Annotated in this window: 26 protein-coding genes and 2 pseudogenes; 25 read left to right on the forward strand and 3 right to left on the reverse strand. The window is 50.7% G+C overall.

All coding sequences use genetic code 11. The annotated features are described in order from the left end of the window. Window positions 1-82: 82 nt before the first annotated feature. Entirely contained in the window at window positions 83-796 is a 714-nt protein-coding gene (locus tag J5069_RS02780; protein WP_264642413.1) for an XRE family transcriptional regulator, read from the reverse strand. 100 nt (window positions 797-896) lie between these two features. Here J5069_RS02780 and J5069_RS02785 point away from each other — a divergent pair, with 100 nt between their 5' ends. The 19 genes and pseudogenes from J5069_RS02785 (at window position 897) to J5069_RS02875 (ending at window position 11,483) form a co-directional block, all read left to right on the forward strand. Next, entirely contained in the window at window positions 897-1,142 is a 246-nt protein-coding gene (locus tag J5069_RS02785) for a transcriptional regulator (RefSeq protein ID WP_264642414.1), read from the forward strand. Window positions 1,143-1,158: 16 nt separating this feature from the next. After that, window positions 1,159-1,515, forward strand: coding sequence for a hypothetical protein (locus tag J5069_RS02790; RefSeq protein ID WP_264642415.1), 357 nt, complete (start codon window positions 1,159-1,161; stop codon window positions 1,513-1,515). After that, a complete protein-coding gene (locus J5069_RS02795) occupies window positions 1,512-1,727 on the forward strand; it encodes a hypothetical protein (RefSeq protein WP_264642416.1) in 216 nt (71 codons plus the stop codon). The genes J5069_RS02790 and J5069_RS02795 overlap by 4 nt, the downstream gene beginning before the upstream one ends. Beyond that, complete coding sequence (locus tag J5069_RS02800; RefSeq protein ID WP_264642417.1) at window positions 1,705-1,881, forward strand: DUF4222 domain-containing protein; 177 nt, start codon at window positions 1,705-1,707, stop codon at window positions 1,879-1,881. Before J5069_RS02795 ends, J5069_RS02800 begins: the two co-directional genes overlap by 23 nt. Continuing rightward, window positions 1,878-2,168: pseudogene (locus J5069_RS02805) on the forward strand (helix-turn-helix domain-containing protein); the annotation flags it as partial. The gene J5069_RS02800 and the pseudogene J5069_RS02805, both read left to right, overlap by 4 nt. Window positions 2,169-2,215: 47 nt before the next feature. Next, entirely contained in the window at window positions 2,216-3,199 is a 984-nt protein-coding gene (locus tag J5069_RS02810) for a replication protein 15 (RefSeq protein WP_264642418.1), read from the forward strand. Continuing rightward, window positions 3,196-3,948 carry a replication protein P gene (locus tag J5069_RS02815; protein ID WP_264642419.1) on the forward strand — a complete coding sequence of 251 codons (753 nt, stop codon included), beginning with the start codon at window positions 3,196-3,198 and terminating at the stop codon, window positions 3,946-3,948. Before J5069_RS02810 ends, J5069_RS02815 begins: the two co-directional genes overlap by 4 nt. 9 nt (window positions 3,949-3,957) lie before the next feature. After that, window positions 3,958-4,857, forward strand: a pseudogene (rdgC, locus tag J5069_RS02820) (recombination-associated protein RdgC); the annotation flags it as partial. 9 nt (window positions 4,858-4,866) lie between these two features. After that, window positions 4,867-5,106 carry a DNA translocase FtsK gene (locus J5069_RS02825; RefSeq protein ID WP_264643708.1) on the forward strand — a complete coding sequence of 80 codons (240 nt, stop codon included), beginning with the start codon at window positions 4,867-4,869 and terminating at the stop codon, window positions 5,104-5,106. Then, window positions 5,103-5,768 carry a phage N-6-adenine-methyltransferase gene (locus J5069_RS02830; protein WP_264642420.1) on the forward strand — a complete coding sequence of 222 codons (666 nt, stop codon included), beginning with the start codon at window positions 5,103-5,105 and terminating at the stop codon, window positions 5,766-5,768. The genes J5069_RS02825 and J5069_RS02830 overlap by 4 nt, the downstream gene beginning before the upstream one ends. After that, the gene (locus J5069_RS02835) at window positions 5,765-6,412 is read left to right on the forward strand and encodes a DUF1367 family protein (protein ID WP_264642421.1); all 648 of its coding nucleotides are present in this window, start codon (window positions 5,765-5,767) and stop codon (window positions 6,410-6,412) included. Before J5069_RS02830 ends, J5069_RS02835 begins: the two co-directional genes overlap by 4 nt. 5 nt (window positions 6,413-6,417) lie before the next feature. Continuing rightward, the gene (locus tag J5069_RS02840) at window positions 6,418-6,717 is read left to right on the forward strand and encodes a DUF1364 domain-containing protein (RefSeq protein ID WP_264643709.1); all 300 of its coding nucleotides are present in this window, start codon (window positions 6,418-6,420) and stop codon (window positions 6,715-6,717) included. A gap of 71 nt (window positions 6,718-6,788) precedes the next feature. Next, complete coding sequence (locus J5069_RS02845; RefSeq protein ID WP_264642422.1) at window positions 6,789-7,709, forward strand: hypothetical protein; 921 nt, start codon at window positions 6,789-6,791, stop codon at window positions 7,707-7,709. 49 nt (window positions 7,710-7,758) lie between these two features. Beyond that, a complete protein-coding gene (locus J5069_RS02850; RefSeq protein WP_264642423.1) occupies window positions 7,759-8,514 on the forward strand; it encodes a toll-Interleukin receptor in 756 nt (251 codons plus the stop codon). A 201-nt stretch (window positions 8,515-8,715) separates the two neighbouring features. Next, entirely contained in the window at window positions 8,716-9,525 is an 810-nt protein-coding gene (locus tag J5069_RS02855; protein ID WP_264642424.1) for a TIGR02642 family protein, read from the forward strand. A gap of 1 nt (window position 9,526) precedes the next feature. After that, complete coding sequence (locus J5069_RS02860) at window positions 9,527-9,922, forward strand: DUF6979 family protein (RefSeq protein WP_413542195.1); 396 nt, start codon at window positions 9,527-9,529, stop codon at window positions 9,920-9,922. Window positions 9,923-10,088: 166 nt separating this feature from the next. Further along, entirely contained in the window at window positions 10,089-10,301 is a 213-nt protein-coding gene (locus J5069_RS02865) for a class II holin family protein (RefSeq protein WP_264642426.1), read from the forward strand. A gap of 2 nt (window positions 10,302-10,303) precedes the next feature. Beyond that, window positions 10,304-10,855: a lysozyme gene (locus J5069_RS02870; protein ID WP_264642427.1), complete on the forward strand. Its 552-nt coding sequence runs from the start codon at window positions 10,304-10,306 to the stop codon at window positions 10,853-10,855. Window positions 10,856-10,955: 100 nt separating this feature from the next. After that, complete coding sequence (locus tag J5069_RS02875; protein ID WP_264642428.1) at window positions 10,956-11,483, forward strand: hypothetical protein; 528 nt, start codon at window positions 10,956-10,958, stop codon at window positions 11,481-11,483. A 14-nt stretch (window positions 11,484-11,497) separates the two neighbouring features. Here the strand turns inward: J5069_RS02875 and J5069_RS02880 are convergent, their stop codons facing one another. After that, the gene (locus tag J5069_RS02880) at window positions 11,498-11,710 is read right to left on the reverse strand and encodes a KTSC domain-containing protein (RefSeq protein ID WP_264642429.1); all 213 of its coding nucleotides are present in this window, start codon (window positions 11,708-11,710) and stop codon (window positions 11,498-11,500) included. Window positions 11,711-11,921: 211 nt separating this feature from the next. Here J5069_RS02880 and J5069_RS02885 point away from each other — a divergent pair, with 211 nt between their 5' ends. The 3 genes from J5069_RS02885 to J5069_RS02895 are packed head-to-tail and all read left to right on the forward strand — an operon-like array spanning window position 11,922 to window position 16,560. Continuing rightward, the gene (locus J5069_RS02885) at window positions 11,922-12,758 is read left to right on the forward strand and encodes a terminase (protein WP_264642431.1); all 837 of its coding nucleotides are present in this window, start codon (window positions 11,922-11,924) and stop codon (window positions 12,756-12,758) included. A 14-nt stretch (window positions 12,759-12,772) separates the two neighbouring features. Beyond that, window positions 12,773-14,437 (forward strand): terminase, encoded by a 1,665-nt coding sequence (locus J5069_RS02890; RefSeq protein WP_413542214.1) that lies wholly within the window; start codon window positions 12,773-12,775, stop codon window positions 14,435-14,437. Beyond that, window positions 14,437-16,560 carry a portal protein gene (locus J5069_RS02895; protein ID WP_264642433.1) on the forward strand — a complete coding sequence of 708 codons (2,124 nt, stop codon included), beginning with the start codon at window positions 14,437-14,439 and terminating at the stop codon, window positions 16,558-16,560. Before J5069_RS02890 ends, J5069_RS02895 begins: the two co-directional genes overlap by 1 nt. Before the next feature lie 2 nt (window positions 16,561-16,562). Here J5069_RS02895 and J5069_RS02900 read toward each other — a convergent pair whose 3' ends face one another. Further along, entirely contained in the window at window positions 16,563-16,820 is a 258-nt protein-coding gene (locus J5069_RS02900; RefSeq protein ID WP_264642434.1) for a hypothetical protein, read from the reverse strand. 308 nt (window positions 16,821-17,128) lie between these two features. On the opposite strand from J5069_RS02900, the gene J5069_RS02905 reads away from it, so the two are divergent. Genes J5069_RS02905 through J5069_RS02915 form a run of 3 tightly spaced genes read left to right on the forward strand, consistent with a single transcriptional unit; the run spans window position 17,129 to window position 19,907 of the window. Next, the gene (locus J5069_RS02905) at window positions 17,129-18,184 is read left to right on the forward strand and encodes a hypothetical protein (protein ID WP_264642435.1); all 1,056 of its coding nucleotides are present in this window, start codon (window positions 17,129-17,131) and stop codon (window positions 18,182-18,184) included. A 60-nt stretch (window positions 18,185-18,244) separates the two neighbouring features. Continuing rightward, window positions 18,245-19,468: a N4-gp56 family major capsid protein gene (locus tag J5069_RS02910; protein WP_264642436.1), complete on the forward strand. Its 1,224-nt coding sequence runs from the start codon at window positions 18,245-18,247 to the stop codon at window positions 19,466-19,468. A gap of 55 nt (window positions 19,469-19,523) precedes the next feature. After that, a complete protein-coding gene (locus J5069_RS02915) occupies window positions 19,524-19,907 on the forward strand; it encodes a hypothetical protein (RefSeq protein ID WP_264642438.1) in 384 nt (127 codons plus the stop codon). The last annotated feature ends 20 nt before the right edge of the window (window positions 19,908-19,927 follow it).

Below are 19,927 nucleotides of genomic sequence, written 5' to 3' on the forward strand. Positions count from 1 at the left end.
ATATTCTTGTTCACTTTTTGATCCTTGCTACCGCGCTAGCAGATGTGGTTATTCATATAATTGCAATTCGGAATAATGGAAATTAGATCAACACCGAATACCAAAACACCCGCCCAATGATTTCAACATCTGACTCATAGGCTTCTTCATCTGCATCGCGGTTAAAGCTGTGTATCACCAATAGCCCACCCGGTTTGCGGTAAAGTTGCTTGATGCGCTTCAACTTATCGTTGCCGCCACCTTCTTGGGCGATGGCGTAAAGCTTACCGTCAACAATGCGCTTGTTGGTGGTGTCCACTGCCACGGTGGTGCCATCAGGAATGATGGGTTCCATGCTATCACCGGTAACTGGAAAGCACAGCACGCCAGAACCATCCGTACTTGCGCCGACTTTACGCAGCGTTGATTTGGAAAAGCGCAATTTAAAACCGTTATGGTCCTCACTTTGAATACGCCCGTCTCCGCAAGCGAACTCAATATCCTTTAAAAAGGGCACTTCTACCTCATCCTCTGATAGCGCAGTCTTACTGTCCCACGATGCCACCGAACCCCACTGTGATTCATGTGGGATATTGGATTCTGGCGCGCGCATGGGTTCTTCACCCGTGGCAAGCCACTCAGGGCGAACGTTGAGAATGTTAGCCAATTCAACCAGTCGTGTCGTTTGCGCCGCTTTTCCGGTTTCAATCTTCTGGATGGCGGCTTGCGATACACCGATTTTTTCACCGAGTGCCTTTTGGCTGATCCCCAGTGATGTTCTGGCGCTTTTTAGTCTTTCTGCGAGTGTCGTTTTCATACCTTCAATTTACAACTACGGTTGTCATTCATCAAACGAATATAGTTTTGACAAAATAAAAACTATAGTTGTAATATTTGTCAAAATAGACGGAGGCTCCATGAATGAAGTAATCAAAACCGCCATCGCCGTTGTTGGATCACAACGTAAATTGGGCCAAGCCTGCGGGTTGACGCAAGCCGCTGTCCAAAAGTGGTTATACAACAAGGCAAAGGTGGCACCCGAAAATGTACAAGCGGTTGTTACCGCAACCAACGGCGTGGTGCAGGGCTATCAGTTGCGGCCCGATCTACCACACCTGTTTCCGCACCCTGACCAAGTGCCGGAAATAACGGAAAAACAGTAAAACTGAGGACCGACCAATGACCACAATACATCGACCTGCCGGTGACACGGCAGGGGCTGCGATCGCCTCTGGCGTGCGCAAAGAGTTACTTTCCCGCAAACGGGTGGGCAAAAATGGATTGCCGTTCCATGTAGTGCGGGAAGACCAGATCAAAACCCGCTGGACGGAAAGCGAAGCCGCCACCATCAAAAGTGTCGCTGGCGCCATGTCGTCCAATCCTGCCGTTGAAACCAACACCGCCGCGATCCGTGGCTTTCTGGCAATGTTCGCCGAATCCCCTGAAATGCTTGCTCATGTGTATCGAGAACTGACCGCCGCTGGATTGCCTATCCCCGATTGGTTGCCGCCGTTGCCGGGGAGGGCATCACGATGAGAAAAACGCCTGAATCCCACATCAGCACCACGCAAAGCGTAGACCTGATCGCCAGCATCGTTGGTGACAAGTTGGATATTGCCGGGGAAGAAGCCCGGCGTCTGGCAATCACAGGGGCTTTGCCCCAGGTGACGCGAGCGTTTTATTCGCGTCAGCAAGTGAGCGGGGAAACGATCGCGGCGGTGAACCATGGAAATAACCAAACAGCTTGACCGCCGCTACCGGGATAGAAACGGCGTGATTGTGCATGTCACGGGGTACGAACCCGCCACCAAGCGGGTGATCTTTATGCGCCCCGGATATGAGCATCCATGCGCGCGCCCGTTGTGGCAGGTACAGCAGCATTTCACGAGGCTTGATGTATGAGTAGCAAGTTACTGGGCCACGTATGGGAGGCCTGCGCGGCCTCCGGCATCAAAGGGACCAAGTTGATGATCATGGCGCGGCTGGCGGATTACTCGAATGACGAGGGTGTATGCCAAATCGAGATTGAGACAGTCGCACGGCAACTTGGGGCAGGTGAGAGCACCATTTATGGCGCCCTTGCTGAGTTGGAAAAATCTGGATGGCTCTTGCGTCAGGGTATGCGAGATGGAAATCGCAATGCTGCGAATCTGTATTACTTGAATGTTGCGCGACTTAAGCAAGCTGCGTTGGCACTTCGCGGATGTCCTTCATCCGCAAGATCGAGAGGGACGCCATGAGCAGAATCTTTAACATCGTCAGTGAATTGACTGGCCAACGTAATAGCCTTGTTATCCCGAGGCCATTACTGCGGTTCTTTTCGCTCAAGGGTGAACAACAAGCGGCACAACTGGCCATGGTGCTTGGGCAGCTAATTTTCTGGTCTGGTAAATCCAAGCTGGCGGATGGCTGGTTTTACAAAGAGCACAGCGAATTAGGTGAAGAGCTGGAGCTTAGCGCCCGGCAGGTTCAACGCATTGTGGAAAAGTTGGAGCTTCACATGCCTGGCGTTCTGACAACAGAGACTCGCCAGTTGCCGAGTGGAAAGACAGTAAAACACTACCATCTGGATGGTGAGGCACTGATAGGGCTGATTTTTCCTGAGCAAAATGTCGCCAATACACCGGACGAAAATCCACCGACATTGCCGGTTGGGAATTCCGAAGATGGAAATCCGGGAATTCCGAAGATGGAACTGGGCGATTCCGAAGTCGGAATTCCCTATCTCTATGCAGTTAATTACATACAAAGAGATGATCTAACGATCATCTCTAAATATTCGTCTCAGCGTTTTTCACAAGCGGATGAGGCGACGAAAGCGAAAGCCAGTAAGTTTGTCTCACATCATCCAGACGCGGTGATCTTCACACCAGCAGGGAAAGCATGGGGAACATTTGAAGATGTCAAAGCCGCCGTCTGGATGCACGAAAAAATTCTGACCTTGGACGCCTCTGCGAAAACGCCCAACTGGCCTGAATGGGCTAACACCATCCGCCTGATGCGGCAACAGGACGGGCTTACACACAGGGAAATCTGCGAAGCCTTCCGTTGGGCAAATACGCATGAATTCTGGCAAAGCAACATCCTGAGCCCCGGAAAGCTGCGGGTGCAATGGGGCACGCTGAAAATCCAGCGTACAAACCAGATCGGTAAGCAGCATCGTGAAGAGCTCGATTGGGATAGTACCGATTGGGCTGACGGGTTGGGAGGGCTGATATGAAAGGGATTCAGTCAATCCAGCGACATATCGGTAACCGTAACGGCGCAGCGCTGGCGGCGATGTCGGCACCACAGCAAAACGCAATCTGCTTTGAACCGGATGCCAATGTACGCCAGCTATTCAACGGCCTGTTTCAGCAACTGCGGGTGATTTTTCCAGCGGTTAACGCGCATATCAAGACGCAAGCCGAACTTGACGAGTTGCGCCAGCAGTGGACGCGAGCATTTGCGGAGAACGGCATCAACAGCCCAGCGCTGATCCAGATGGGATTGCAGCGAGCGCGCCTGAGTGAGAGTCCATTTTTGCCATCGCCAGGCCAGTTCATCGCCTGGTGTCGTGAAGGCAGTAGCCAACTGGCAGGGTTGCCGGATCTTGAGTCGGTGATGGCGGAATTTCAGCACTACAGCGCCCAACGCGGATTCTACGCAACACCAGAATGCTTTCCCTGGTCGGCACCGATCATGTTCTGGCTGGTGACGGATATGCGCCGCGCCATGCTCCAGTACAACCACACCGCAGGTGAGCTGCGCAAAGTGGCCGAGCGCCTGTTGAAGCAGTGGGAAAAGAAAATTTTGGCGGGGCAGCCCATTCCAGCCCCGAAGACGCAACTTGCCGATTTACGACGACCGCCAACCATAGGGACTGAGCAGGGCATCGCTACGGCAAAGACCGATGCAAAAGGACAGGAATTTTTAAACGCGATCCGGGCGCGTCACTCCCGGGGAAATACAACGACCAATGAGGACTAACCAATGACCATGAATTTCAAAAATGCGCTGATTTATCGCCTGACCCGCGATATCGCATTCGACACGTTGCCGGACCAACTGGCGGCATTCGCGTTTATGCCCTGTGGCAGCCAAGACAGAACCAAAACTGGTTGGGTATCACCGCTGGGGGAAGGTTATAGCGAGTTAACTCATCAGGCTAACGGGCAGATTCTTCTCACGTTGCAGCGTGAAGAGAAAATACTGCCAGCACCGGTGATTGCCCGTGAACTGGCGGCGAGAGTGGAAAAGCTGGAGGCGGCACAACATCGCAAGCTGAAAAAAACCGAGAAGGACACGCTGAAAGACGACGTTATCCAGACTCTACTTCCGCGCGCGTTCAGTAAATACCATACCACCCAGATCTGGATTAACGCAGGGGCTGGGCTAATCGTGGTGGATGCATCCAGTGCCAAAAAGGCCGAAGACGCGTTGGCGCTGCTGCGCAAATCTATCGGCTCTCTACCGGTTGTGCCACTGACGCTGGAGAGCCCGATCGAGTTAACGATTACCGAATGGGTACGCAACGGCAAGGCACCGGCAGGGTTTGCATTACAGGACGAAGCGGAACTGAAAGCGGTGCTGGAAGAAGGCGGTATTTTGCGCAGTAAGCATCAGGATCTGGTTACCGACGAAATTGCCGGGCATCTGGCGGCAGGTAAGCTGGTAACAAAATTGGCACTGGAATGGCGCGAGCGCATCAGCTTTGTGTTGAGCGATGACGGCAGCCTGAAAAAGCTGAAATTCTCCGATACGGTGCTCGAGCAGAATAACGACATCGATCGCGAAGATGCTATCGCGCGCTTTGATGCGGATTTTGTGCTGCTGGTGGGCGAAGTCGCTGCGCTGATTACCGATTTGGTTGCGGCGCTGGGTGGGGAGAGTCAAAGAACTTCCACGGTGTCGGCTGAACCTAATCCGCAAAGCGAAGATGAGCAGTGCGCTGATCCCCTTTACGCAGAGGCTGCAAAGTTTGTGCAATCAACTGGCCGCACAACGATATCAGGGCTCCAGCGTCATTTTCGCATCGGCTACAACCGTGCTGCCCGGCTAATTGAAACGATGGAGGCACAAGGGATTGTTTCTGCGCCCACGCATGATGGTGTGCGGCATGTGCTGGTTGGGGAGGTTGTCGAATGACTGACTTTTCCCAAACGGAGTACGTACAAGCACTGAGCGCCTATAAGGCGGAGGTTGTCCACGAATTAAAGGACGTTGGCGATCAGTGGCGCACTCCCGACGCTATTTTCTGGGGCGTTAATGCCATGTTCGGTCCGTTGGTGCTGGACCTGTTCAGTGACGGCGAAAATGCCAAATGTCCCGCGTATTACACCGCCGAAGATAACGCGCTGGCGCAAGACTGGTCCGCTCGCCTGGCTGAGTTGAACGGTGCAGCATTCGCCAACCCGCCATATTCCCGCGCTAAACAGCATGAAGGGCTGTACATCACCGGCATGCGTCACATCATCGATCACGCGATGGCAATGCGCGAACGCGGTGGGCGCTATGTCTTTTTCATCAAATCAGCGACCTCGGAAGTCTGGTGGCCTGAGCTGGCGGATCATATTGCGTTTATCCGTGGGCGAATCAGTTTCGAGTTGCCAACCTGGTTTAAGCCAAAAGACGCGTCTCAGACCGCAAGCAGTGCAGGTTTTGGTGCTGCAATCGCAGTATTTGATAAAACCTGGCGTGGTCCAGCGATGGGCTATATCGAGCGGGATCAGCTATTGGCACAGGGCGAAGCGTTTTTGGCGCAGATTCGTCGTGAGGCTGAACGCTTTGCAAGGAGAGAAGCCGCATGACAACTGCTACCCGAGCCAAATCGTCCAAAAAACACAAAACCGAAGCGCTGGGCGTTCTGCTGCCCGGCGGCGGCATCAAGTACGCCACTGACCACGACAAGGAAACGATGAAAGGGGTGCCGATCGGCACTCCGATCGCACTGACGCCGGTGGGAGACCGACGCAACCTCAAACATCACCGCAAATTCTGGGCGTTGCTCGATCTGGGCTTTTCCTATTGGGAGCCGGATTGGGCATTTGTCAGCGCCCCGGAGGAGTGGATTGCGCACCGGGTAGCAAAACGTCTGGCACAAGTTGCAGGCGACCCGGCACTTTACAGCAACGTGACGAAAGAAATTGCCGATCAGGTATTAGGGGAAGTCGCTGGCGAACGTCAGCGGCGCTTTGATGCCGAGGCAGTGAAAACCAAGGATGCCTATCTGAATCACGTCATGATCAAAGCAGATTTCTACGACCTGGCACCGAACCCGGACGGCGGCACGCTAAAACAGCGCTGGAGCATTGCCTTCGCCAACCTGAGTCAGGAGAAGTTCGACAAGGTGTATCACGGTGTGTTTGGTGTGATCTGGAATGAAACCCTGAGCCAGCATTTTGCCGATCAATATGAAATGGAACAAGCTGTTAGCCAACTGATGGGTTTTTGATTATGATAAGAAAATCTCCTGCATTCCGAAGCAAAGCGTTACGTGAGTCTGCCCGTGGGCGGGCTTGTACCTTGCAGATCCCGGGCATCTGTAACGGCAATCCAGAAACGACAGTATTGTGTCATCTGCCCAGCCCGACACATGGCATGGGGTATAAAGGGGATGACTTCTGGGCGGTGTATGGCTGTTCGTCTTGTCACGATGTGATCGATGGACGGGTACCTTATGACTGGCGAGTGGGGGAAAAAGAAGAAGCTTTGTTGCAAGCCATTTATATGACATTTGGTAACTTCTTTAAATCATGATCTAACTAATTGTATTTCAGGATATATTAAGTTATAGAGGAAAAGAAAATTCTTATCTGTGAGGTATGCAAATGGAAGATGAGAGTACCTTTAGAATAAAATTTGCCTTCTATCATTCTAATTGGGAGTTTGGTCGCGATTCAGTACCTGAGTTAAAGGCAACTGGAAGGCGAGTGTTGCCTAGCGAATTTACCATGGAAATGAGGCATCATATATTTTGTCCAGAATGTTCTACTCCGTTATCAAGACGACCTCAAAATAAAGATAAAGCAACGGACGGTAGAAACCCTAGTTTTGCGCACCTACCATCTTTTATCTCTATTCCTTGTGGCCTCCGGGCAAAAACAGCAATCGGAAAGCAGTATAAAACAGAAGAAGATGCTAAAAAAGCGATTGAAGACGAAGAGTTGGCTATTATTGACTCTTTTATGAAAGATCCCCCTGAGATTCCTAATGAGGCTGGTGGTATTTATGATCAAAATCATGTTGAAGATATTGATGGTGAGATAAGTGATGTTCCTATTGGCCGCCATCGGGGGGAGAGTTTTAAACTACCATCTAAAATAACAACTGTAGCTGGCATGTGTCGTAATTTTGATAAAAATTATTATAAATATTTCGTATTTCCTGGCGAAAAAAATGCAGAAAGGCTAGATAGAATAATAAAAAATATAAATGAAATAAATGATGTAACACATACACCAAGATTATATTTTGGAGTCATTAAGTTTATACGTTTTTTAGGTGAAAGATACAACTCTTTATCAACAGTAATGTTGAAGTGGGATGGGAATGAAAAATATATTGATTTATCTTTGAAAATGCCAAAGGAACAATTGGATAAGAAAAATATAACGGATGATAAACGTAAACGCATTATATTAATTTATGGTATTGTAAATAAAAATGGGAAAGGTCTTTGTTTTGAACACTTGGGATGGGGGGAATATGCTCTACTACCACAAGTATACGATGATATAATTATTGATTGATTTGTTTACTTTGAATATTTGATGATTTTAACTAGCATAAGGAAACTGTATGTCAGTAAAACTTTTTCTAAGTTGGTCAGGAGAAAGAAGTCGTAAAGTCGCTGAATTACTTGATGAATGGGTGCAGTGTGTAATTCAAGCATGTGAACCATGGATGTCAAGTAAAAATATCGATCGCGGAGCATTGTGGTTCACAGAAATATCGTCTCAATTACATACGTCGACAATAGGTGTGATCTGTCTGACAAAAGAAAATAGAGAAAAACCATGGATACTATTTGAAGCTGGTGCTTTAGCAAAAGGATTGTCATCAAATAGAGTTTGCACTTTTTTAATTGATTTAGAACCAACTGATGTGGGTAACCCATTAGCACAGTTCAACCATACTTTACCAACTAAAGACGGTATATATAGCTTAATTAGCACAGTTAATTCGTCGTTAGGAGAGCTAAGATTGAAAGACCAAGTAATTGAAAGTGTTTTTGAAACTTACTGGCCTCAATTTGAAAGTAAATTTCAAGATATACTTTCTTTTACGGATGACAATACCAGCTCAACTCCAGTAAGAACAGAAAATGATATGCTATCTGAAATTTTGCAAACAATGAGGAACATAGATCGTAGAGTTAGGGAAATAGAGTCTGTAACAAATAAAGATGCTTCGGTTAAACCGTTTGATCTTTCTAAAGAATGGGATGAATTTATGAATAATCGAAAATTGAAAGTTAAAGTTGGTGACTTTATAAAATTCAATGCTGCAGTTCATGATTCTGATGACTCTGATAATTCTGTGAAGATAATATAGATAATTGAGTCATGACTTAATTTTTAGGATTTTTGTTACGTGAATTTTAAGTAATGGAAGCTTAGATTTTATGTTGTTTACGGGTGGTGAAAATAAATAATATATAACTTGTGCCTTAAGATGAAATTTTTATATTGAATATTTGCAATACAAAAATATAAACATAAAATCAGTCCTGTGAATTTTTACCGGACTGACCAAATGACCATAGCCATAGAACAACTTATCAAGATGCACGATCCGCGCTGTATGAGCATTGAATCACTGAACGTAGGGCGCGGGCAAGGTATTCTTTCTAAAGATCAGATCGTTGGGTCGTTTGCCTCGGCGCAGCACCAGCATGCCGTTGGATTTGATTTGTTGATGGCGAAATATCGCCATGATGTCCAGGCAGAGCAACGAATTAGGGACGCTATCGCCATATGGGCACGGAACAAATCAAGCAGACCGCTCAGTGTGCAGGCGTGCCAACTGGCATTATTGATGGTACTCGAGCGTAATCTGCCTGCCCAAATCGAGGATGTCGCCAAACTCTTGCGTCGCTACAGCGCCAAAGCAGGGCAAACGCGAAAAAATACCGACGGGTTAAGAGCTGAGATTAAGCAACTGGAAAGGCTGCGCTGTCGGGATCGAGTTACTGATGATGAATATCAGCGTGTTGGTGAGCAGATAGAAGGGCTTGCCGCTCGGATTGAGGCAGAACGCTCAGCGCTTCGCACCTGGTCACAGCAGCACGCGATGCACAGCAATGTATGCCCACGTTGTAACGGAACGGGTAAGACGCTGCGGCCATCAATAGCGATATGCAATGAATGTGGCGACCGTGGGCGCATAACGGCGACGTTCGAGCATTTGCGCAAATCATTGGCGATCACAGGGGCTGTGATGCCTGCGGGTGAATGGCCGCAGTATTTGGGGCTGGTTAAGCAGTGTATGCAGTGGCTGTATATCGAAGAGTCAGCCACATCACAGATGCTCGGAAAGCAAATTCATAACGAAATAGAGGCGTGATATGGGGGTTTACGGAAAAACGGCAGTCGCAGTGGCACAGCGTTATTCTCATGGGCAAGATCCTAAAGACTGTTGGGACCGAGAAATAACCCTGTTTACCAGTAGTCATGAGAGTAGAAAAAAGGGATGCCCTAAATCTGCATTTCTTGGCTTGTGCCAGGATGGTTTTGTAAAAGGCATACCGCAGGGCAGTTATGTTCCGGTAGATAGCCCAAATAAAAAATACGCAACCATTGCGGCTAACGTGGTATTAGATTCTTCTAGTCGTCACTATTCCAACGCTGAGTTATGGCACAAAGCGACGACTGGATTTTCCGGTGCTGCGAAAAATCAAAATGGTCAAATGGATGTCGTGTTGGCATTAAAAGAAGCCGGGCTGTTAAAGAAACCCAATTGACCTAACCCCCTGATACGCGCTACATTCCAGAAAGATACCGGAGTATGCCTTAAAAAGCTGCTCCGGTTTTTTATTGGTCAGTCCTCAAGCCGCATGGTTCGCCCAGCGGCTTTTTCTTTTTCCCGAAAATCTCACATAGCGCCACGGCAGTGCCGGAGTTGAGGTCATGCGTATGTCAAATTTTACTACAGGCGTTTCCTACACCGCGTCGGGTGGGAGCGCAGTGTTTTGGTTCGAACAACTGCTGAACGGATACACGCCGGAACAGTGGGCCGCAATAGGTGTGCTTGGAAGCCTGGCATTTGCTGCGCTCACGTTTCTGACCAATCTATATTTCAAGGTCAAGGAAGATCGCCGCAAAGAAGCGCGGGGTAAGTGAGCATGAGCAAACGCAAAATTGCCGCGGGCATGATTTGTTCCGTGAGCCTGATTATTGGCATTGTGCTGAGCAATGCCGATCACTATAAATCGGCTTCAGGAAACAATTTGCGTTTCAGCCAGGATGCTATGGAAGTGATGGGGAATGCGGAGGGCTGCCAACGAGATCCGTATCTTTGTCCGGCTAACATTATCACTCAGGGTATCGGCCATACCGGAAAAGGAACTGGCCTGGTGGCGCGAGCTAGCGATCAGCAGATTGCGCAGTGGTTCGCAGAAGACCAGATCGATGCGCAAAACTGTATTGAGCAGAATGTTGAACGCAAATTGGGTAAGCAGGTGCCGCAAGGTGTTTTCGATGGCATAGGTAGCTTTGTGTTTAATGTTGGTTGCTCGAAGTTCCTGCAATCTACGATGTACAGTTTGCTGATTAGAGAATCATATATTGCTGCTTGTAATCAGTTACCTCGTTGGGTTTATGCAGGAAATGAACTTCTTGATGGGTTGATTGTTCGGCGTGAAAAAGAGAGAGGCCTTTGCCTACGTATCAAATAGATATCCAAATGAGTATTTATTAATGGGCTGTTTCGATAGCGCTACGTGAAATCTGGGTTACTCAATCTTATCAATGCCTTTACTTATTAATAGAGGAACCATGTTAATCGCGAAAATTAAAGTAGTGCTATTAGGTGGTGCGTTGGCTGCTGCGTTTAGTGCTGGCTGGTATGTACAGGGATTGCGTTGGGATGCGGATGTCGCACCGCGGGATAAGAAGCAGTCTGAGGATATCAGCACAGGGCAGCAGGCGATCATTGCAGGTCAGGCACTGCAATTTCAGCGTTACAACGAAATCGCCAAGCAGGCCAACCAGTACGCCATCAACATTAAAGGGCAGTCAGATGAAAAACAGATTGTTTACCGCACCATCATCAAGAGTGATCCGGCTGGCCGCCAGTGCGTGCCTGATGATGTTGCTGGTCGGTTGCTCGAGTACGCGCACCGTTTACATACCAGCGCAAGGCATCCCGCTACCAGCGGAAATCACGCAACCAGTGCTGGTACCACTGCCGCCGGCTGCCGATTAACGTATGGGCAAGTGGTGTATTGGATTGATCCTTTATTAACGGCGCTTGAATTGGCTAATAAGAAATTGAAGGGAATAGAAGAAGTGCGGGGACGGTGATCCCCGCTGGACAGCTATCTAATCCTACGGGTCGCGTAACGATTTTTTATTGCTCTATCGAAATATCTGCCTTTTGATGGTGCGCTCATAAGCGTTTGATAAACAATATCAGGAACTCCTAGATAGTGATAAATCCCACCGCTACGAAAAGCAATTTCCAAGGTGTGGATGACGGCATCATATCCAACAGATTGGAGGTTTGAAGATGCAACAGGTTGTCGAATCAATTATCTATACCTCCGGTATTTGGCAAAAATACTGAGGAGATAATGGAATATTTCAAACGTTATAACTTTGTCGATGATCATGGTCACCGCTTGGACATGTGTATTGATTTTATTGAGCTGGTTGAATTGACTACCAAACGGGGTAATGAGAGGTGACATTCCCAAACCACTTCCCCGAGGTGGCTCGCTAATGCTCACTCAGTAGGACGTTATGGCAAAGCACGATTGGAAAACATTGCTGGCTGCCTTTCTGGCAGATAACGCGGAGACGGGAATCACGGCGCAGCAATGGTGTGAAGAACATGGGTTGAACTACCAGTCTGCTCGTCGTTACATCAAACCTCGTGCTGCGCAATCTGCGCAAAAACCAGTGCGCAACACTGCGCAGAATGCGCAATCAGAGAAAAGTGCGCAGAAGTGCGCAAAAGACGATAAAGCGACGGCTAATGAAGATGATGGTGCGACGGACGCAGGTGGCACCAATAATTCCCCCTCCGAAAAAGACGCGAAACTGAAAGGCCGTGATTCCTCTGGACGTTTTAAAGAGGGCTACGCGGGGAATCCCAATCCGGTTAGCCCGTTTGTCGCTGGCAACCAATATGCGCGTAAACACTCCGCCTACGCCAAATACCTGGACGCTGATGAACTGTTCGATGCCGCCAGAGAATCCGATCTGCGCGATGAACTGATTTTCACCCGCGCCCGCGCGCTGTCAGTCACCAAGACGCTGAACAAAATCATGGAGGATTTGCAGAACGCCGAATCGGTTGAGGCGCGCATTGAGCTGTATGACAAATTCATCAAGGCCGAAGCGGGGCTTGATCGAAATATTGCGCGCATCGAGTCGATCGAAAACAGCCTAAGTAAGTTGCAACTGGATGCGGTGAACGTTCCGCGTCTGAGTGCAGATACGCTGCGCATTAACGCGGCCACTGCCAAGCTGAAGGCCGAAACGCAGAGACTCACCGCTGAAAATCAGGGTGTGGAAACGCCGCTTTCTAACGTTGTAGGTGAAGTACGCGGGAGCGTTAAGAATGGTTTGCTATGAGTATTGAACAGGAAATGACAGAACAGGAGCAACTTGCCTTTATCAAAGAGCATCTTGCCGATCCTTGGTGGCGGCTCAACAATCTGTACAAAATCGAGAATGAGAAGGGACAACTGGTAACCTTCCGCATGCGCCCGGCACAGTTGCGTTTGTTTAAGGCGATGCATTATCGGAATATCATTCTCAAAGCGCGCCAACTCGGGTTCTCAACCGCGATCGATATTTATCTACTTGACCAGGCGTTGTTTGATAACAACCTCAAGTGCGGGATCATTGCGCAGGATAAGCAAGCGGCGGGCGAAATTTTCCGTACCAAAATCGCGGTACCGCTTGATAACCTGCCGGGTTGGTTGCGCGGCATATTCAAAGTCACCGAACGTCGCAGCGGCGCCAACGGCGGCTATATCCTGTTTTCCCATGGCTCCAGCATTCAGGTGGCTACGTCGTTTCGTTCTGGCACCGTTCAACGTTTGCATATTTCCGAGCACGGCAAAATTTGTGCAAAGTATCCGGCGAAAGCTAAAGAGGTGCGCACCGGCACACTCAATGCGATTCACGATGGATGTATCACCTTTATCGAATCCACGGCGGAAGGTGTCGGCGGTGATTTCCACACCATGAGTACGCGCGCACTGGAACTGTCGCAGTCGGGTATTGCGTTGACCCCGCAGGATTACAAGTTCCATTTCTACCCGTGGTTCGATGATCCGAAATATGTGGCGTCCGTACCTGCCGGTGGTCTGCGACTCAGCAAGTATCATCAGGACTATTTTGCCTCTGTCGAAGCCGTTAACGGGGTATCCCTCAGCGACGAACAAAAGCAGTGGTATATCCGCAAAGAGATCGAACAGGGCGAAGAGATGAAACAGGAGTTTCCTTCTACGCCGCAGGAAGCATTTCTAACCTCTGGTCGTCGTGTGTTTCCAGCTATTAACGTGATGAATGCTGAATCTGGCTGCCGTGCGCCGCGTATTGTTTACGATATGGATCCGGTGACAGGTAAACGTGAGAAAGTCCAGGCGTTACGCGCTGGCGGTCAAGATGAACTTCAGCGCACGTTGTTGAATCATCTGCTGGTGTGGGAACTGCCGGACGCGGATGAGGATTACGCCATTGGCGCGGATATCGCCGAAGGGTTGGAAAATGGCGACCGATCATCGTTTGATGTGATTAAGCGTTCTACTGGTGAACAGGTGGCGCACTGGTTCGGTCATCTGGATGCGGAACTGTTCGCACAACTGCTGGCGCACGTCGGCAAATGGTACAACATCTCCTACATCGGGCCAGAGCGAAACAACCACGGTCATGCCGTGTTGCAGAAATTGCGCGACATTTATCCGCAGCGCGCCATCTATGCCGAACAGTATTTGGATCGTGATAACGATGATGAAACACCAAAACTCGGTTGGCTTACAACCAAACAAAGCAAGCCGGTTGTTACCGAAGGGCTGAAAACGCTATTGCGTGAAAAGGCCAGCGGCATCCGCTGGATCGGCACCATCAACGAATTGAACACCTATGTCTATGACGCCAAGGGCAGCATGGGTGCACAAACCGGCTGCTTTGATGACCAGGTGATGAGCTATGCCATTGCCCAAGAAATGCGTGCCCGCATGCCAGCGCGCCCCAAACTGAAGCCTATTGATCGTTCGAAACCCACTCACTGGATGTCACACTGATGAATACAGCCGCTATTGATGCTGAGGTTCGCCCGCAGCAGCAGGATAACCGCGATCGTTTTACCCAGCGCCAACTGCTGGATATCTCATCGGACATTGACGCCCAACCGGACTGGCGCACCACGGCGAATAAATCCTGTGCGTATTACGATGGCGACCAGCTTGAACCTGAATTGGTAGCAAAGCTGCGTGAGCGCGGGCAGCCGCTGACCATGCACAACCTGATTGCGCCAACGATTGATGGTGTGCTCGGCATGGAGGCCAAGACGCGCACCGATCTGATGGTGATTGCAGACGATCCGGACGAAGAAATGGAGCAATTGGCCGACGCGGTGAATGCCGAGTTTTCCGATGTATGTCGCCTGGCAAGCATGGGAAAAGCACGTTCCGATGCCTATGCCGATCAGATTAAAGCGGGGCTGGGATGGGTAGAGGTGCGTCGCAACGGTGATCTGTTTGGTTCACGCTATAAAGTCGGCACGGTACATCGCAATGAAGTGTTTTGGGACTGGCACAGCCGTGAAGCCGATTTGAGTGATTGCCGCTGGCTGATGCGCAAGCGCTGGCTGGATGTGGACGAAGTGAAAGCCACCTTTCCCAATATGGCAGAGGTGATCGATTACTCGATCAACGAGTGGCGCGGCTTTGTGGATACGGACATTGCCGAGGGCGAAGAGTCGGCACTGATCAGCGCCTATGAGGAATACCAGCAATGGAGCCGAAAAGAAATGGAATGGGTATCGGCCAACCGTAAGCGCGTAATGCTTCAGGTGGTCTATTACCGCACTTATCAGCGTGTGCCTGTGCTGGAGTTGGCGAACGGTCGCGTTATCCAGTACGACAAAAACAATGTGATGCACGCCGTGGCGCTGGCGGCCGGGCGAGTAACCGTGGTGATGTCGCGCGTGAGCCGGATACGTGAAGCGTGGTTTGTCGGGCCCCATTTTCTCGGTGACCGTCCCTGCACCGCGCCGCAGGGCATGTTTCCGCTGGTGCCATTCTGGGGATATCGCAAAGATAAATCCGGAGCGCCCTATGGGCTGGCCTGTCGTGCCATCCCCGCGCAGGATGAAGTGAATTTCCGCCGTATCAAACTGACCTGGTTGTTACAGGCCAAGCGCATCATCAAAGATGAAGACGCGACCAATATGTCGGATAAACAGTTGGTGGAGGAAGCGGAACGCCCGGACGGCGTGATTAACCTTAACCCTACGCGGCAGAATAAAACCACGGCATCTGATGCACTCAATATCCAGCAGGATTTTCAGGTCGCGCAGCAGCAATTCCAGGTGATGCAGGAAAGCATGAAGCTGATTCAGGACGGCATGGGCGTCTATTCGGCGTTTCTTGGGCAGGAGTCCAACGCGGCCTCTGGCGTGGCGATCAGCAATCTAGTAGAGCAGGGGGCGACCACGCTGGCGGAGATCAACGACAACTACCAGTTTGCCTGCCAGCAGGTGGGCCAGTTATTGCTGTCGTATCTGCTGGAGGATTTAACCCGTCGCCGTAATTACAGCATCGTGGTGAACCGTGACGATCCGCGCCGCCGCAAACAGGTCACCATCAACCAGGAGTCGGAAGGTGGCATGACCAATGATGTCTCCCGCTTGCGTGCGCATATTGCGCTGGCACCGATTCAACAGACGCCGGCCTACAAATCGCAACTGGCAGAACGTATGTCGCAGGTGATCGCCGGGCTGCCGCCACAGGTACAGGCAACGGTGCTGGATATGTGGGTGGAACTGCTGGACGTGCCGCGTAAGGCGGAATTTATTGAACGCATCCGTAGCGCGTTGGGTACGCCAAAAGCGCCGGATGAAATGACGCCGGAAGAGCAGCAGGCTGCCCAGCAGCAACAGCAGATGCAAGCCCAGCAGCAGGAATTGGCGATGCGCGAGATTGCGGGCAAAGTGGCGAAGCTGGAGGCGGAAGCTAAGCGGATCGGAGCCGCGGCACAGCGAGAACAGGTGCTGGCAAACAGCCAACGCTTTGACGATGCCAAGACTCAAGCCGAAACTGGCCGTATTCTTCAGGATATGGAGAACACGACCCGAGAAGTAGATGCGTTACGTGGGCAGATGATGCAGACAATACAGGGAGAGATTGATGCTATTACGCTATAAATCTATCTTTTTTCAGATTTAGAAGGAAAAGGCATAGTCCCAAATCGTTTGTATCGATAAATGAGCAACATACCTGCTGCCCAGGCAAATAAAATTTTAACCACCCCAAATATAATTGTTAAAACTGAAATCCCTAAAATTTGCTTTTCAGAAGCATAACCAGAAAAAAGGAATCTCACAGTTTCTACGTTCGTCATTACACCAAACAATTCATTACCAAATGTGGCATATATTCCGCATATAAAGATTGCTGCAGACATTACCCGTTCTCGGGGTTTCAATAGGAACGTAATAAATATAATCGTTGAGTTTAACAAATTCATGGTGAGTCCTGAAAAATTATTGAGTTGTGCAAGTATTCGCGCTACATTCCCCAAAGATACCGGAGTATGCCTTAAAAAAGCTGCTCCGGTTTTTTTATACCACAAGTTCAGCGCCCGCCACTATTGGTGGGCGTTTTTGTTTGTGCCGCTAAGCGTTTTGGTCACAGAGCGCTTATTCGCATGGGCAGCGATACGCCTTAACACTCTTCGGACCTATCCGACAAATAGACATGCAGGAGTCAACAGTGGAATTGAATTTAACCGGTAACGAAACAGCGGAAGAGCTGGAAGCGATGTTAGAGCGCATCGGTGATATTGATATCGAAGGGCAGGCAGCAACGGGTGATGCATCGTTATCTGTCGATGTACCGCCGGTATCGGCAGTCGCAACGACACAACAAAATACGGGCGATAGCAGCAATCTCACGCCGACGCCGGACGTGGTTGTGGATCAACAGCAGTCTACCGAGCCCAACCCTGCACTTGATGCGTTGCAAACTGAGCCGGCCAAAAGCATTCTCAGTCGCGACGGCAAACACGTTATTCCGTATGACGTGTTGGAAGCAGAACGTGCCGAGAAGCGCCGCTTGTCGGATGCCAATCAACGCACAGTGGCCGAACTGGCTGAAACCAAACGCCAGCTTGAGGTGTTCACGCGTCAGATCAACCTGGCAGGTTTACAACCCGCACAGTTACCGGAAAAAGCGCAGATCACGCCGGAGCAAATTGCCGCGTTGCGCGATAGTTTCCCCGAAGTGGCGAGCGTCATTGATGTGTTATCGCAGAAGGTCGATCACCTGCAATCAGCACAGCCGGTGGCCGCGCCAGCACCGCAGGTCGAGGAAAATCCAGCAATGACCGCGTTGGATGCCACTCCCGACCTGAAAGCCTGGCAAAGCCAAGATCCGGACCGCTTCACGCTGGCGGTGCATATCGACGAAGCACTGAAAAATGACCCTGTATGGAAAGATAAATCATTAACTGAGCGCTTCGGTGAAGTGGTGAAACGTACCCGCGCCGCTTATGGTGAAGCTGATGAGCGTGCACCTCAGCAGCCAGCACCGACTCCAGCGGCACAGCAACCATCCACCGATGCTATTCAGCAAAAAGCCGCAGCGGTTGTGGCGCAAGCCTCCGCTGCAACACAGTTACCTGCATCACCTTCAGATGTCGGCCAGACGCCAACGCAATCAGCATCGCTGCTTGAACAGGCCGCCAACGCCAGCCCGGAACAACTGCAATCGCTGTTCTCCGGGATGACGGACGCGCAGATTGATGCGCTGCTGGAACAGGCCATCTGAGCCTAAACTTCAACTATCCAACCCGCCATTGTGCGGGTTTTTCATTTTTAGGGAGTCAACATGACAACGATTACCGCGGCCCAGGCGAATAAGCTGATGCAGGTTGCGCTGTTTACCGCAGCCAACCGCAACCGTTCATTCGTCAACATTCTGACCGAGCAGCAGGAGGCACCCAAGGCCGTCACGCCGGATCAAAAAGGTGTGAAGCAAACTCTTTACACCGCGCCGGTGGTACGTATTACCGATCTGCAAAAACAGAAAGGTGACGAAGTGGATATGCAGATCGTCCACAAACTGTCTAAGCGTCCGACCATGGGCGATGAGAATTTGGCGGGGCGTGGTGAGAACCTGGCGTTTGCCGACTTCTCGCTCAGAATCAACCAAGGCCGCCATCTGGTGGACGCTGGCGGCAAGATGAGCGAGCAGCGTTTCAAGCACAACCTGAATAAAACGGCGCGCACGCTGCTAGGCACTTACTTCAACGACCTGCAAGACCAGTGTGCAACCGTTCACCTGGCGGGGGCGCGTGGTGATTTCATCGCCGATGACACCATTCTGCCGCTGGCGAGTCACGGTGAGTTCGGCAAAATCATGATCAACGATGTGCTGCCGCCGACCTACGACCGCCATTTCTATGCCGGTGATGCAACCAGCTTTGAAGGGCTGGATGCGGCCGACCTGTTCACGCTGGGCGTGGTGGATAACCTGTCGCTGTATATCGATGAAATGGCACATCCCATTCAGCCGATCAAAATGTCGAAAGACGAGATGGCGAACGAAGACCCGTACTACGTGTTGAATGTCACGCCGCGCCAGTGGAATGACTGGTACACCTCAACCTCTGGCAAGGACTGGCAAGCGATGCTGTCGCGCGCCATTCAGCGCTCCAAGGGCTTTGACCATCCGCTGTTCAAAGGTGAGTGCGCCATGTGGCGTAACATCCTGGTGCGCAAGTACACCGGCATGCCGATCCGCTTCAATACCGGCTCTCAGGTTGCTGTATCCAGTAACGACCTGGTGGCGTCTATAGCGTTGAAGGAAGCGCAAACTACCATCGACCGGGCGCTACTGCTTGGGGGCCAGGCGTTGGCGAATGCCTATGGCACGGGTGATGGCGGCGGTCACTTCGGATACCGCGAGGAGAAGGTAGACCACGGTAACAGCACCGAAGTGTCTATTCGCTGGATCAACGGTCTCAAGAAGATTCGCTTCCAACAGAAGGACGGCCGTGTCAACGACCACGGTGTGATCGTGGTTGACTCGGCGATCTCAACCGGTCGCTAATTCCCTTCCATCAGCAGGCTACGGCCTGCTTTTTTCATTTCAGGAGAACGTCTATATGGCAACGATTCAGGCACCGTCCATGCGTGACGCCGTTTATCAGGGGCCGCAGGGCAATCTGTCCATTGCGGAAAGCCGCGTAACGCTTAATGCAGCAGAGGTGGGGGATGTGGTCGAACTGCTCGATATGCCGATCGGCATGCGCATCCACGGTGTCGATGTGATTAGTGATGCGCTGGGCGTAGATGTCACTGTGGCGATCAACAGCGGTGATCAATCGCTGGTTGCGGCGGCGAGCCACGCTGCGGCCGTGGCAAAATCTGTCCCTGTCGTACCGTACAGCACGGTAGCAGATGGCGAGAAGATCACCGCCACTATTGCTGGTGGTGCCGCCACGGGCAGCCTTATCGTACTGTTTAAATACACGGCGGTGGGCTACTAACCCCGCGCGATTAACTCAAT

Origin of the sequence: Candidatus Symbiopectobacterium sp. NZEC127 (genome assembly GCF_025962675.1) — a bacterium.
Lineage (GTDB): Bacteria > Pseudomonadota > Gammaproteobacteria > Enterobacterales > Enterobacteriaceae > Symbiopectobacterium.